This window comes from Thauera sp. AutoDN2 (genome assembly GCF_051280715.1).
Classification (GTDB): Bacteria; Pseudomonadota; Gammaproteobacteria; order Burkholderiales; family Rhodocyclaceae; genus Thauera.
Window position 1 is genome coordinate 89,490 of the sequence record NZ_JBNCAR010000009.1, and the last position, 12,946, is coordinate 102,435.

15 protein-coding genes are annotated in these 12,946 nt (G+C 67.6%); 9 read left to right on the forward strand and 6 right to left on the reverse strand.

The annotated features are described in order from the left end of the window. Positions 1-123 precede the first annotated feature (123 nt). The 5 genes from ACPT9U_RS07625 (at position 124) to ACPT9U_RS07645 (ending at position 2,491) form a co-directional block, all read left to right on the forward strand. Positions 124-1,011, forward strand: coding sequence for a LysR family transcriptional regulator (locus tag ACPT9U_RS07625; RefSeq protein WP_435750453.1), 888 nt, complete (start codon positions 124-126; stop codon positions 1,009-1,011). 72 nt (positions 1,012-1,083) lie between these two features. Continuing rightward, a complete protein-coding gene (locus ACPT9U_RS07630; RefSeq protein ID WP_138861659.1) occupies positions 1,084-1,365 on the forward strand; it encodes a CopG family ribbon-helix-helix protein in 282 nt (93 codons plus the stop codon). Beyond that, on the forward strand, positions 1,365-1,655 hold the full coding sequence (locus ACPT9U_RS07635; RefSeq protein WP_435750454.1) for a type II toxin-antitoxin system RelE/ParE family toxin: 291 nt from the start codon (positions 1,365-1,367) through the stop codon (positions 1,653-1,655). The genes ACPT9U_RS07630 and ACPT9U_RS07635 overlap by 1 nt, the downstream gene beginning before the upstream one ends. Before the next feature lie 168 nt (positions 1,656-1,823). Next, positions 1,824-2,069 (forward strand): type II toxin-antitoxin system Phd/YefM family antitoxin, encoded by a 246-nt coding sequence (locus ACPT9U_RS07640; RefSeq protein ID WP_435750455.1) that lies wholly within the window; start codon positions 1,824-1,826, stop codon positions 2,067-2,069. Beyond that, positions 2,066-2,491, forward strand: coding sequence for a type II toxin-antitoxin system VapC family toxin (locus ACPT9U_RS07645; RefSeq protein ID WP_435750456.1), 426 nt, complete (start codon positions 2,066-2,068; stop codon positions 2,489-2,491). Before ACPT9U_RS07640 ends, ACPT9U_RS07645 begins: the two co-directional genes overlap by 4 nt. Positions 2,492-2,557: 66 nt before the next feature. Here ACPT9U_RS07645 and ACPT9U_RS07650 read toward each other — a convergent pair whose 3' ends face one another. From ACPT9U_RS07650 to ACPT9U_RS07675, 6 genes are all read right to left on the reverse strand, one after another. Continuing rightward, a complete protein-coding gene (locus tag ACPT9U_RS07650; protein WP_435750457.1) occupies positions 2,558-4,753 on the reverse strand; it encodes an OsmC domain/YcaO domain-containing protein in 2,196 nt (731 codons plus the stop codon). A gap of 264 nt (positions 4,754-5,017) precedes the next feature. Then, positions 5,018-5,323, reverse strand: a complete 306-nt coding sequence (locus ACPT9U_RS07655) for a type II toxin-antitoxin system RelE/ParE family toxin (RefSeq protein ID WP_435750458.1) — start codon at positions 5,321-5,323, stop codon at positions 5,018-5,020. A gap of 7 nt (positions 5,324-5,330) precedes the next feature. Beyond that, complete coding sequence (locus ACPT9U_RS07660) at positions 5,331-5,603, reverse strand: type II toxin-antitoxin system ParD family antitoxin (RefSeq protein ID WP_435750459.1); 273 nt, start codon at positions 5,601-5,603, stop codon at positions 5,331-5,333. Positions 5,604-5,835: 232 nt separating this feature from the next. Further along, complete coding sequence (locus tag ACPT9U_RS07665) at positions 5,836-7,173, reverse strand: ferredoxin reductase family protein (protein WP_435750460.1); 1,338 nt, start codon at positions 7,171-7,173, stop codon at positions 5,836-5,838. A 165-nt stretch (positions 7,174-7,338) separates the two neighbouring features. Then, complete coding sequence (locus ACPT9U_RS07670) at positions 7,339-7,665, reverse strand: PepSY domain-containing protein (RefSeq protein WP_435750462.1); 327 nt, start codon at positions 7,663-7,665, stop codon at positions 7,339-7,341. A gap of 172 nt (positions 7,666-7,837) precedes the next feature. Next, positions 7,838-8,683, reverse strand: coding sequence for a putative RNA methyltransferase (locus ACPT9U_RS07675; RefSeq protein WP_435750463.1), 846 nt, complete (start codon positions 8,681-8,683; stop codon positions 7,838-7,840). A gap of 254 nt (positions 8,684-8,937) precedes the next feature. Between ACPT9U_RS07675 and ACPT9U_RS07680 the strand changes: the two genes are divergently transcribed. The 4 genes from ACPT9U_RS07680 to ACPT9U_RS07695 all read left to right on the forward strand — a co-directional run bounded on the left by ACPT9U_RS07680 (position 8,938) and on the right by ACPT9U_RS07695 (position 12,836). Beyond that, a complete protein-coding gene (locus ACPT9U_RS07680; RefSeq protein WP_435750464.1) occupies positions 8,938-10,035 on the forward strand; it encodes a metal-dependent hydrolase in 1,098 nt (365 codons plus the stop codon). Continuing rightward, on the forward strand, positions 10,032-10,655 hold the full coding sequence (locus ACPT9U_RS07685) for a redoxin family protein (RefSeq protein WP_435750465.1): 624 nt from the start codon (positions 10,032-10,034) through the stop codon (positions 10,653-10,655). Before ACPT9U_RS07680 ends, ACPT9U_RS07685 begins: the two co-directional genes overlap by 4 nt. Positions 10,656-10,665: 10 nt before the next feature. Further along, complete coding sequence (locus tag ACPT9U_RS07690) at positions 10,666-11,613, forward strand: alpha/beta hydrolase (protein ID WP_435750466.1); 948 nt, start codon at positions 10,666-10,668, stop codon at positions 11,611-11,613. 191 nt (positions 11,614-11,804) lie between these two features. Next, the gene (locus ACPT9U_RS07695; protein ID WP_418363974.1) at positions 11,805-12,836 is read left to right on the forward strand and encodes a DctP family TRAP transporter solute-binding subunit; all 1,032 of its coding nucleotides are present in this window, start codon (positions 11,805-11,807) and stop codon (positions 12,834-12,836) included. The last annotated feature ends 110 nt before the right edge of the window (positions 12,837-12,946 follow it).

Below are 12,946 nucleotides of genomic sequence, written 5' to 3' on the forward strand. Positions count from 1 at the left end.
GTATCCGTACGCGGCTAAATCCGATAAATGGATAATTTCAGATTTCAGTCTTCCTAATTCTGGAATAATCGGCCATCCCCTTTTCCGTCTTGTCAGGAGTACCCAATTCTGAACCGCCTGGAAATGCTGCGCATCTTCTGCACCGCCGCCGAGTCACGCAACTTCAAGGAAGCGGCCACCCGGCTGGGCGTGTCGCCGCAGGCAGTCACGCGCGCGGTGAAGGAGCTGGAGGACCACGTCGGCGAGCTGCTCTTCCACCGCAACACCCGCCACAACCGCATCACCGAATCCGGCGAACAGCTCGCGGCGCGCGCGCGCCACAGCCTGCAGGGCGTGGATGCGGTTTTCCAGCGTGCCGAGCAGGCGCGCGCCAGCGAACTCGCCGGCCTGGTGCGCATCACCGCGCCGCGGGCGCTCGGCCGACACGGACTGATGCGGGTGCTCGCCGAGCTGTGTGCGCAGCATCCGGGGCTGCAGCTCGACCTGCGCTTCTCCGACCAGTTCGCCGACGTGGTCGATGAGCAGATCGATATCGGCATCCGCGTCGGCGTGCTGCGCGACAGCCGCTTCGTCGCGCGCGCGGTGTCGAGCGTGTCCTTCCACATCGTCGCCGCGCCCGAGCTGCTCTCGCGCTGCGGCGCACCGCAGTCGCTGCAGGATCTGGCCGAGCGTCCCACCACCGTCGCCATCGATCCCAACACCGGGCGGCCGTGGGCGTGGTTCCTCGCCGGCGGCCAGCAGTGGCTGCCGCGCACGCCCACCTTCGCCACCGACGACACCGGCGCCGAGGCCGAGGCGGTGCTCGCCGGCGTCGGCTTCGGTCAGCTCACCGCCTACCTCGCCGCGCCGCACCTGCGCGCCGGGCGGCTGGTCGAGGTCCTGCCCGAGCTGGCGCCCGAGCCGTGGAGCCTGTCGGTGTACCGCCCGCAACGCGGCCCGGTGGCGGCGCGGATACGGCTGGTGTTCGACCGGTTGGTGGAGTATTTCGGCGAGGTTGGGCGGTTTCCGTAGGATACCCACCGGACAAGTTCCATGCGCAAACACAGGCTATACTGCAGTCAGGTGTAATACAGGAGATTACTCATGGCTACGACCCCTGTCTCGGTTCGTCTTGATGAACCCCTCAAGGCACGCGTTCGCAGCCTGGCCGATCAGCGCCGCCGCCCGGTGCACTGGTTGATGCGCGAGGCTATCGAGCAGTACGTGACGCGCGAGGAGCAGCGCGAGGCCTTCCGCCAGGAAGCGCTCGACGCCTGGGAGCATTTCCAGAGCACAGGCCTGCATGTGACCGGCGCCGAGGCGGATGCCTGGCTGGCCGAACTCGAGGCCGGTAACGACGTCGAGCCCCCCCGAGCGCATATCTGATGCCTCGCCTGGTCTGGTCGGAACCGGCGCTGGCCAATGTCCAGCGCTTGTATCGATTTCTGGTGACGAAGAACCCTGCCGCAGCCCAACGCGCGGTGAGGGCGATTCGTGAGGGCGTGAACATCCTGGCGGCTCATCCGCAGGTGGGGCGGGTGGTCGAGGATATGGAGGAAGCGTTCCGCGACTGGCCGATACAGTTCGGTGATTCTGGTTATGTGGTTCGCTACCGGTTCGATGGCGACCAGGTCACGATATTGACGGTAAGGCACCAGAGGGAAGCCGGGTTCTAGACGACGGGGTGCACGCGCCGTCCGTCACTCGCCGACCCGGCGACAGCATGCGGGTCGCGTCGGTGGAAGGCGAGGATGGCGCGAGGTCGGCATCTGCGGTCGGTGGTGCAGTCCTTGATTCCTTTGTGAACTGGTCTATAAACTGGTCTATACCAATCGGAGAACGTCATGAACCTTGAAATCGGCTCATACGAGGCCAAGACCAAACTGCCCGAGCTGCTCCGCGGCGTGCAGGCGGGCAAGCGCTACACCATCACCCTACGTGGGGAGCCCATCGCCGACCTGGTGCCGGCTGAAGACGCCAAGCAAGCGGATGCCGCGGCGGCCGTCGACGCGATGCGTCAGTTCATGCGTGCGGCGCCGCCCGTCGAGGGGATCGATCTGAAGGCGCTGATCAACGAGGGGCGGGCATGAGCTTCGTGCTCGATAACTCGGTCGCGATGTGCTGGCTGCTGGCCGATGGCAAGCCTGCCGATGTGGCGTACGCCGAGACCGTGCTCGATGCGCTGCGCGAACAGCAGGCGCTGGTCCCATCGCTGTGGGCGCTCGAGGCCAGCAACGTCATCGCCAGGGCCGAGGCCAAGGGGCTACTCACCGAGGCGCGCTCGCAGGCCTTCGTCGTCCTCCTGCAACGGTTGAACATCGCGACCGATCCCGCCACCGCAGCGCACGCCTTGGGCGACACCCTGCATCTGGCCCGCCGTTACAAGCTATCTGCGTACGATGCGGCGTATCTGGAGCTGGCCCTGCGAACCGGCCTGCCGCTCGCGACCCTGGACGCAGATCTGAAAAAGGCAGCGCAGGCCGCGGGCGTGGAGGCGTTCGCCCCGAATTGACCGGCGGAAAGCTGGCCTCCCCTTGTCTGCGGAATGCGCGCTGCCGGCGCCGTCCCGCCACCCAGCTCAGCCCGCCACCTTCGCCCGCGCCGCGTGCAGCTTCCGGTAGCTGTCGATCAGCCGCTGGTGCCGATCCAGCCCTTCGAGCTTGATGCTCGTCGGCGTCAGGCCGTGGAAGCGCACGCTGCCGTCGACCGACCCCAGCACCGCGCCCATCCGCTCATTGCCGAACATGCGGCGGAAGTTGGCGACGTAATCGTCCAGCTCCAGCTCGTCGTCCAGCACCACCTCCAGCACCACGTTCAGGGCCTGGTAGAACAGCACGCGCTCGACCGTGTTCTCGTTGTATTGCAGCAAGGCCTCGACGCGCTCCTTCGCCTCTTCGAACTGCTGCAGGGCGAGGTGGATCAGCAGCTTCAGTTCCCCAATCGTGAGCTGGCCCCACACCGTGTTCTCGTCGAACTCGATGCCGATCAGCGTGATGATGTCGGTGTAATCGTCGAGCTCGCTCTCTTCCAGGCGTTCGAGCAAGGCCTCCAGGGCGTCGTCGTCGAGGCGGTGCAGATTCAGGATGTCGTCGCGGAAGCGCAGCGCCTTGTTGGTGTTGTCCCAGATCAGGTCGTCGACCGGATAGACCTCGGAATACCCCGGCACCAGGATGCGGCAGGCGATGGCGCCGAGCTGGTCGTGCACCGCCAGGTACGCCTCCTTGCCCATGTCCGCGAGGATGCCGAACAGGGTCGCGGCCTCGTCGGCGTTTGAATTCTCTCCGTGGCCGGAGAAGTCCCACTCGACGAATTCGTGATCGGCGCGCGCGCTGAAGAAGCGCCACGACACCACGCCGCTGGAATCGATGAAGTGCTCGACGTAGTTGTGCGGGTCGGTGACGACGGCGGTCTCGAAGGTGGGCGGCGGCAGGTCGTTCAGGCCCTCGAAGCTGCGCCCTTGCAGCAGTTCGGTCAGGCTGCGCTCGAGCGCCACCTCCATGCTCGGGTGCGCGCCGAACGACACGAACACGCCGCCCGTGCGCGGGTTCATCAGGGTGACGCACATCACCGGATACACCCCGCCCAGCGACGCATCCTTCACCAGCACCGGGAAGCCCTGGCGCTCCAGCTCCTCGATGCCGGCGACGATGCCGGGATACTTCGCCAGCACTTCCGGCGGCACGTCGGGCAGCGCGATCTCGCCTTCGATGATCTCGCGCTTCACCGCGCGCTCGAAGATCTCCGACAGGCACTGCACCTGCGCCTCGGCCAGCGTGTTGCCGGCGCTCATGCCATTGCTGAGGAAGAGGTTGTCGGTGAGGTTGGTCGGGAAATACACCACCGCGCCATCCGACTGGCGCACATAGGGCAGGGCGCAGATGCCGCGCGCGGTGTTGCCCGAGTTGGTGTCGTACAGATGCGAGGCGCGCAACTCGCCCTCGGGGTCGTAGATCGCCCGGCAGTAGTCGTCGAGCAGCCCCGCCGGCAGCGCATCCTTGCGGCCGGGCTTGAACCAGCGCTCGTCCGGGTAATGCACGAAGGGCGCGTTGGCGATGTCCTCGCCCCAGAACTGGTCGTTGTAGAAGTGGTTGAAATTGAGCCGCTCGATGTACTCGCCCAGGGCGGAGGCCAGCGCGCTCTCCTTGCTTGCGCCCTTGCCGTTGGTGAAGCACATCGGCGAATGCGCATCGCGGATGTGCAGCGACCACACGTTGGGCACCAGATTGCGCCACGACGCGATCTCGATCTTGATGCCCAGGTCCGCCAGCACCTTCGACATGTTGGCGATCGTCTGCTCGAGCGGCAGATCCTTGCCGAGGATGTAGGTGTGGGCGTCCGGCGCCGGAGCCAGCGTCAGCAGCGCCTGGGCGTCGGCGTCGAGGTTCTCCACTTCCTCGATCACGAACTCCGGTCCGGTCTGCACCACCTTCTTCACGGTGCAGCGCTCGACCGAGCGCAGGATGCCCTGACGATCCTTGTCGGAGATGTCGGCCGGCAGCTCGACCTGGATCTTGAAGATCTGCTTGTAGCGGTTCTCCGGATCGACGATGTTGTTCTGCGACAGGCGGATGTTGTCGGTGGGGATGTTGCGCGTGTCGCAGTACAGCTTCACGAAGTAGGCCGCGCACAGCGCCGACGACGCCAGGAAGTAATCGAACGGGCCGGGCGCCGAGCCATCGCCCTTGTAGCGGATGGGCTGATCGGCGATGACCGTGAAGTCGTCGAACTTGGCTTCGAGACGAAGCTTGTCGAGGAAGTTGACCTTGATTTCCATGGGGGGCTGAGGCGGCGGGCTGAGTGAAGTGGGCGCGATTATCGCCGGTTTCCCCGGGGGGAGAAGGGCGGTTCCGTGAAGTTCGGGGGCTGAGTGCTGGTGCGGCATCTGCTGCCGCGCTGGACGTTGCAGCGTGCGGCCAACCTGCGCGGATGCAGCGATCGCGTCCGCATGATGCCTGGCGCGTATTGCAAGCGGTCAGCGCCCAGCATAGCGCCTGCGCTACATCGGCGCTTTGCACCGCATGGCGCTTACCGCGTGTCCTCAGTGCCTTGGCCAGTTCCAGATCGCGGGGACATCCCGCGCGTGGTGCAGGACCCGCGCAACGGTGATCCCATCGTCCTCGACGAAATAGAACAGAACGTAGGGCGTCGACGTCGGCCAACTGCGCAGGCCGACTGCCAGTTCGTCCCGAGTCCGGCCCATTTTCGGCTGCAAGAGCAGGTTTCGCGAATCGGCCTGGATCTGATCGAGTAAGCGGTCGGCGGCCTCGATGCTGTCCTCGGCGATGAACAGCCAAGCCTCGAGCAAATCGTTTTCCGCACTGGCGGAATGCCGAACCTTGCTCACGCCGTCGCTACGCCGGTCGCCGAGCTGCCAGAGTCGCCCGGCCGCGTTGCTTGATCTCGTTCATGTCGAGCTCGCGCACCCGGCCCGCCTCGATGTCGGCGACGGCTTGGGCGATGTCGGCTTTCAGGCTGGCCAGGTTCGCCGCCTGGACGCCCTGGTAGGCCTCGAACAAGCGCAATGCTTCGCGGATGACTTCACTCGCAGAGCTGTAGAGGCCAGACTCCACGTGCTGACGAACCCGGTTTTCCAGCTCTGGGGGTAAGGAGACGTTGAGGGACATGGCGTGCTCCAGGTAATGTCAAGTAATGGCATATTTTGCCACTAAACCGACTGCTGTGCGCTTGGAGGCATCTTTCCGCCGCCTCGATGGACCCCACTTTGTTCTCCTGGCGGGTGCGCCCCGCCGCCCCTCACTCAACGATCGGCGTGCCCTTCTGCGACGACACAACGCTGATCCCGTCCGCCAGTGCCAGCAGGCCGCGCTCCTCGCCCGCCAGCGCCGTGGCGCAGCCTCAGCGCATCTCGAACGCCTCGCGCCGGAAGCGCAGCCGCCGTCCCCACAGTCGCGCCAGCCCGGCCTTGAGCTGGTCGCCGAAGCCGCGCGGGCCGCAGAACCAGACTTCTGCGCGCTGGCCATCGGTGCCCGTGGCGGCGAGGCGCTCGGGGGTCAGGTCGTCGCCGGCGCTGCGGTCATGGATGTGCAGGCTCACGCTCGGCAGTTCGGCGCACAGGCTGCGTAGGCGTTCGACGAAGGGGTCGTGCGCTGCGTCGCGGGTGCTGTAGTGCAGCGCCACCGTCGGGGCCGCGGCGGGGTCGGCGCGCAGGGCGTCGAGCCAGGCCAGGAAGGGGGTGACGCCGATGCCGCCGGCGATCCAGATCTGGCGCGCCTTGTGGTCCTGGCGGCCGAGCACGAAGCGGCCGTAAGGGCCTTCGACGGTGACCGCCTGGCCGACCGCGACGCGGCTGGCGAGCTGGCGGGTGTAGTCGCCCAGGGCCTTGATCTGGAAGGTGAGGCTGCGGTCACCGTGGTCGGCGCTGGCGATGGTGAAGGGGTGCGAACCTTCGAAGCGCTCGAAGCCGACGAAGGCGAACTGCCCGGCCTGGTGTCCGCGCCAGGCGCCGTCGAGCCGGCAGACGATCTCGGTGACGTCGGGGCTGGGCGAGGACACCGCGGTGACCACGCCTCGCACCTTGCGGTCATGGCCGATGCGGCCCGTCAGCGCGATGAGCGAGGACACGGTGCCGCCAGCCAGCAGCAGCGCCAGCAGCATGCCCACCGGCTGCGTCCAGTAGTCGGGCGGGGCCAGCACGGCAGAGTGGAAGGCGAGCAGCAGGTAAAACACCGGCATCGCGCGGTGCAGGTGGCGCCAGAACTTGTAGGGGAAGCGCTTCCACAGGCTGAGCACGACCATCGCCAGCACCAGGTAGATGGCGAACTCGCCGAGCTCCTCGCCGGCGTCGCGCAGGGTTTCGTAGAGGCCGCCGAATTCGTCGTGCGCGGGCTTCCCGGCCTTGCCGTAGAGCGACTTGATGACGTCGTCCGACATCTCGATCAGCCAGTGCAGCGCCGCGAACACCGCGGCGAGGATGCCGGCCCACTTGTGCAGGCGGAAGATGCGGTCCATGCCGCCGAGCGGGCGCTCGAGCACGGTGGGGCGGGTGGCGAGCACCATCGCCAGCGACATCAGGCCGATGGCAAGCAGACCGCTGAGGTAGAGCCCTTGCTCGCGGATCAGCCAGGGCAGGGAAGCGGTGCCGCCGTCGAGGGCGGCGGCGTTGAGGCCCCAGGCCGCGGCGATCAGGGCGACGAAGGCGGTGAGCGCAGGCAGGGTGGGGAGGGCGGGGATCATGGCGTGGGCTCCCGGCGGTGGCGGGTGGAAGGCGAGGGTGGAGGGTATGAGGCGGCAGGCGGAAAGCGGGCGCTGGAAAGATGGGGACCGAAAGGCGGCAAGCGCGTGTCGGGCGGGCACGCGGCAAAAAGGGCCGGCAGTCGTGCCGGCCTCCCCGCGCGGTGCTTACTTGCTGCGCTTGACCTCGGTCTTGAGGATGTCGCCGCTGAGCGGATCGATGTCCAGCTCCACGCGCTGTCCTTGCGGGTCGGTGGCCTTCACCTCGTATTTGTTCTTCTCGCGTTCGATCTCGCGGAAGTCGGTGTAGCCGGCCGCTTCGAGCTTGTCGAGCACGTCCTTGATACTCATCCAGCTGGACTGGGCGGCGGGCGCTACTGCGGTAGCCGAGGCGGCGGGGACTGTGTTCTGGGCGAACGCGGGGGCGATGGTGGCGCCGGCGCCGATGAGTCCGCCGGTGAGGGCCAGGGTGGCGATGAGGGTGGTTGCACGCATGATGGCATCTCCTTGGTTGGGTAGTCGGTCCTGTTTCGACCGTGATGCCATGCTGCGCCCCGCCGCCTGAATCGATGCTGAAGGCGCCGTTCATCGCGCGTTCATCTCTGCAGCGACGGAAAACGGGAGGATTGTGGCGGTGGCGGTGGCGGCTGTCGCAGCCGCACTGGTTTCAGTCTGGCAGGCGTCGGTAGCGCCCCAGGCGCACATCCACCGTCATCGTCAGCGCAGTGAGCGCCGCGGCGCGGGCGCGGCCTTCTGCGGTGGCGCGGTAGAGGTGGGGCGTCATCGCCAGCAGGTCGGCGATGGGTGAGGCGCCGTCGACATGGATCTGGAAGCGCAGGGTGTCGGTGCCGAGGGGCTCGAAGCCAGGCGGCATCTGGCGTGCGGCGGGGCGTTCGGGCTTGAGCGTGGGGTAGATGACCTCGCGCAGTTCGCGCAGGTGATCGGGGCCGGCGTCGACCTGCAGCAGCTCGCCGCCGCGGCGCAGGACGCGGGCGAATTCCGTGTAGACCGGGAAGCCGAACATGCACAGCACGCGATCGAGCGTGGCGGGCAGCACCGGCAGGCCGGCGTTGCTGCCGACTACCCAGGTCGTGTGCGGGTCACGCTTGGCGGCGGCTTGTACCGCCCACTTCGAGATGTCCAGCCCGAGCAGGGCGAGTGGCAGCGTGTCGCCCGCGGCGGCGAGCTGCCGGAGGTAGTAGCCCTCGCCGCAGCCGGCGTCGAGACAGGTGAGGGTGCGGCCGGGCACGGCGTCGGCGAGCACGGCTTGCGCCACCGCATCGGCGATGGGCTTGTAATGTCCGGCCTCGAGAAAGCGCCGGCGTGCGGCGACCATCTCCTTGCTGTCGCCGGGGTCGCGCGAGCGCTTGTTCTGCACCGGCAGCAGGTTCACATAGCCCTGGGCGGCGAGGTCGAAGCAGTGCCCGCCCGGACAGCGCAGGCTGCCGCCCTGGCGCTGCAACGGCGCGCCGTCCAGCGGGCAGGCGAGGGCGGTGAAGGGTTTTGCGGGCATGGAGGCGTGAGGTGTGAAGGGGATCGGCCGACGGGCGGAGCGCGCATGATAGGCGAGGTGCAGGCGATTGTTTTGGCGGGCCTGCAATGCTGCGGACCTTGTTCGACACGCAGGTCTCGGGGGCAGGGCGGGCAAGCGCAAATGCAACCTCGACCCCTGTGTGCGTGTCGAACCGCACGTTGCGGACCTGGATGGGTTCGATGCTGGCGCGCCTCATACGCCAGCAGGACAATACAAAAAAACTCAGGAACCTGATGGATACCCTTACCCATGCACTCTCCGGTGCCCTCGTCGGCCGTGTGTTTGCCGAGCGTCGTGCCGGTGCGGCCGCGGCCGCACCGGCTGCAGGTCGGGTGCAGCCGCCGGTCTGGCAGATGGTCGCCGCCGGCACCATCGCCGCGATCTTTCCCGATCTCGACTTCGTGCTCGGCTGGGTCTCCGAGCTCACCTACCTGCGCGGCCACCGCGGCGTCACGCACTCGCTGCTCCTGCTGCCGCTGTGGGGCCTGCTGATCGCCTGGCCGCTGGCGCGCTTCTGGCAGCGCGGTGGGCGGGTGGCGGCGGGCTGGCGCAGCTTCTACCCGGTGGTGTGCGCGGCGATCTTCGTGCACATCCTCGGTGACCTGATCACCCAGTTCGGCACCATGATCCTGGCGCCGTTCTCCGACCAGCGCTTCGGCTGGGGCACGACCTTCATCATCGACCTGCCCTTCACCGGCATCCTCCTCGGCGGCCTGCTCGCCAGCGCGCTGTGGCGCAACAGCCGCGTGCCGGCGACGGCGGCGCTGGTGCTGCTCGTCGGTTGGGTCGGCGTGCACGCCATGGGCCGCGCCGAGGCGATCGACGCCGCGCGCGCCTACGCCGCGGCCAAGGGCATCGCGGCGGTCGAGGTCGACGCCGCGCCGCGTCCGGCCTCGCCCTTCAACTGGACCGCGATCGTGTTCGACGGCGAGCGCTACCACTACGCCCACATCAACACCCGGCGCAGCGAACCGCTCGTTGCCACCGACGACGACAACTTCATCCGCCGCTTCTCCGCCCCCTACCTGCCGGTGGCGATGGCACAGTGGGAGGTGCGAGAGCGCTTCGGCAACGGCAGCATGCGCGCGCTCGCCGAGCAGGTGTGGAACGCGGAGGACTTTGCCTTCTACCGCTGGTTCGCGATGTTCCCGGTGCTGGACCATGCCGGCGAGGAAGGGGACGGCAGCGTGTGCGCCAGCTTCAAGGATCTGCGCTTTGTTACCCCGGGACGCGGCCGCGAGCCTTTCGTCTATGGTCTGTGCAACATGGCCGGAGGCTGGCGGCTGTTCGAGCGCGAGGCCGACGGCTTGCGCTGGATCGACGTACGATGAGCAGCATGAACGGGCAGATGAAGAATCCGGGGAACGACCCTGCGCCCCCGCCGCCGGACCCGGGCGAAGCCTCCGAGCAAGGGACGCCGCATGCCGCGGCGCCTGCACGCAAGCGCCCGCGCTGGCGGCGCTGGGCCGTGGAGATTGCGATTTTCGTGGGGATCTTCTTCGCCATTCAGGCATGGATGGCGCGCGACGTGCCGGGCGGCGCTGCGCCGGCGTTCGCTGCGCCCGGTACGGATGGCAGCGAGCTGAGCCTTGCCGCCTGGCGGGCCGCGCATCCCGGCAAGTCGGTCGGGGTGTATTTCTGGGCCGACTGGTGCCCGATCTGCACCGCGCAGCAGGGTACGATCGACGCCGTGCAGGCGGACTACCCCGTGCTTACGGTGGCGATGCAGTCCGGCGATGCTGCGGCGGTGGCGGGGGTGCTTGCCGAGCGCGGTTTGGACTGGGCTACGGCGATCGACTCAGATGGCGGCATCGCCCGGGGATACGGCCTGCGCGGCGTGCCGGCCTTCGTCACCGTTGATCCGGCGGGCGAGATCCGCTCGGTGTCGCTCGGTTACACCACCGGCTGGGGCTTGCGTGTGCGGTTGTGGTGGGCAGGTTTGAGTTCTTGAGGAGCAGCAAATGGGCGCACCCGGACTGATCACCGCTTTCACCGCCGGCGCAGCCACGCTCGCGGGCGGACGGGCGTTGGTGCATTGGGGAATCCGCAAGGGCCTGGCCGCGCCGCGGGTGCCGCATCACATGGATCCCAGCGCGCTCGGGCTGGGGTTCGAGACGCTGCGCATCGGTACCGAAAACGGCAAGTCGCTGCATGCGTGGTTCATTCCCGCACCGGTGCGCGTAGGGGTTGCCGATGCGGATGCTGCGAGCGCCGCCGCTGCGGCTGAAAGGGAAGCGGACGTTTCGCCCGCGGCTGCGCCGGCGGTGGTGGTGATGCACGGCTGGGGCGGCAACGCCGCACTGATGCTGTCGCTCGCCCGCCCGCTGCACGCGGCCGGTTACGCCACGCTGTTCGTGGATGCGCGCTGCCATGGCGCGAGCGACGACGACACGTTCGCTTCGCTGCCGCGCTTTGCAGAGGACACGGAGCACGCGTTCGCCTGGCTGGCGGCGCAGCCGGGGGTGGATGCTGCGCGCATCGCGCTGCTCGGTCATTCGGTGGGTGCAGGCGCGGTGTTGTTCGCGGCCACCCGTACGCCGCAAGTGGCAGCGGTCGTGAGCGTGGCGGCCTTCTCGCATCCGGCGGCGATGATGCGGCGCTGGCTGGCGGCCAAGCGCATCCCCGAGAGGCCGGTCGGGCGCTACATCCTTGACTATGTGCAGAAGACCATCGGCCACCGCTTCGACGACATCGCTCCGCTGAGTACCATCGGCCGTATTCACCGCCCGGTGCTGCTGGTGCATGGCGAGGACGACGAGGTGGTGCCGATCGAGGAGGCACACCAGATTTTTGCCGTGCGCGGCGACACGCCGGCGGAGATGATGAGCGTGTCGGGCGATCACGAATCCTTTGCCGATCTGGAACATCACATGGGGCGGTTGATTGCGTTCCTGCGCCGAACGCTCTGATCTTGCAGGAGAAGCACGGGATCCCGTGGGGCCAAACGCCCGCATTCGCGCCCGTCGATTCGTTCACCCGGCGGACCGGCGCTGGAATTTGCGCTGGCCCGCAGGCTTCCCGGTTTGTAGAATCGGTCTTCCCCTGCGCAGCGCTCGCCGCCGCGTCCCCCGCGTCAAAACCAAGAAAACGGAGACGTCTCATGCAAAAACGCCGCTTCACCGCCCTCATCGCCGGTCTCGCCGCTTCGGCCGCACTCGGCCTGTCGATGCCCGCCTCGGCACAGCAGTACAAGGACGAATACAAGCTCTCCACCGTGCTCGGCGAGGCCTTCCCCTGGGGCTGGGGCGCCAAGCGCTGGGCCGACCTGGTGGCCGAGAAGACCGAAGGCCGCATCAAGATCAAGGTCTATCCGGGCACCTCGCTGGTGTCGGGCGACCAGACCAAGGAATTCACCGCGCTGCGCCAGGGCATCATCGACATGGCCGTGGGTTCGACCATCAACTGGTCGCCGCAGGTCAAGGAGCTGAACCTGTTCGCGCTGCCCTTCCTGATGCCCGACCACAAGGCGATCGACGCGCTCACGCAAGGCCGCGTCGGCACCAAGATGTTCGAGATCCTCGCCGAGCGTGACGTGGTGCCGCTGGCCTGGGGCGAGAACGGTTTCCGCGAGGTCTCCAACTCGAAGAAGCCGATCCGCACCCCGGACGACGTCAAGGGCATGAAGATGCGCGTGGTCGGCTCGCCGCTGTTCCTCGCTACCTTCAACGCGCTCGGCGCCAACCCGACGCAGATGAGCTGGGCCGACGCCCAGCCGGCAATGGCGACCGGCGCGGTCGACGGCCAGGAGAACCCGCTGGCCGTGTTCAACGCCGCCAAGCTGCACACCGTCGGCCAGAAGAATCTGACGCTGTGGGGCTACGTTGCCGACCCGCTGATCTTTGTCGTGAACAAGAACGTGTGGAATTCCTGGTCCGAGGCCGACCGCAAGGCGGTGTCCGAAGCCGCCCAGCAAGCCGCGAAGGAAGAGATCGCCCGCGCCCGCGCCGGCATTTCGGCGGGTGACGATGCGTTGCTGAAGGAGATCGAGGCCAACGGCGTGGCCGTCGTGCGCCTCTCCGACGCCGAGCGCGATGCCTTCCGCAAGGCCACGGCCGGCGTGTACAAGGAATGGGCCGAGAAGATCGGTTCGGACCTGGTCAAGCAGGCTGAGGAAGACATCGCCAAGCGTTGATTGCCCTCGTTCTGCCCGCCGGGGACGCGGCGGGCATTCCTTCTGCAGGCTGTGGAACTCGCTTCGCTCAGACAGTCCTCGCCTGCGCCAGGAATGCCCACCGCGTCCCC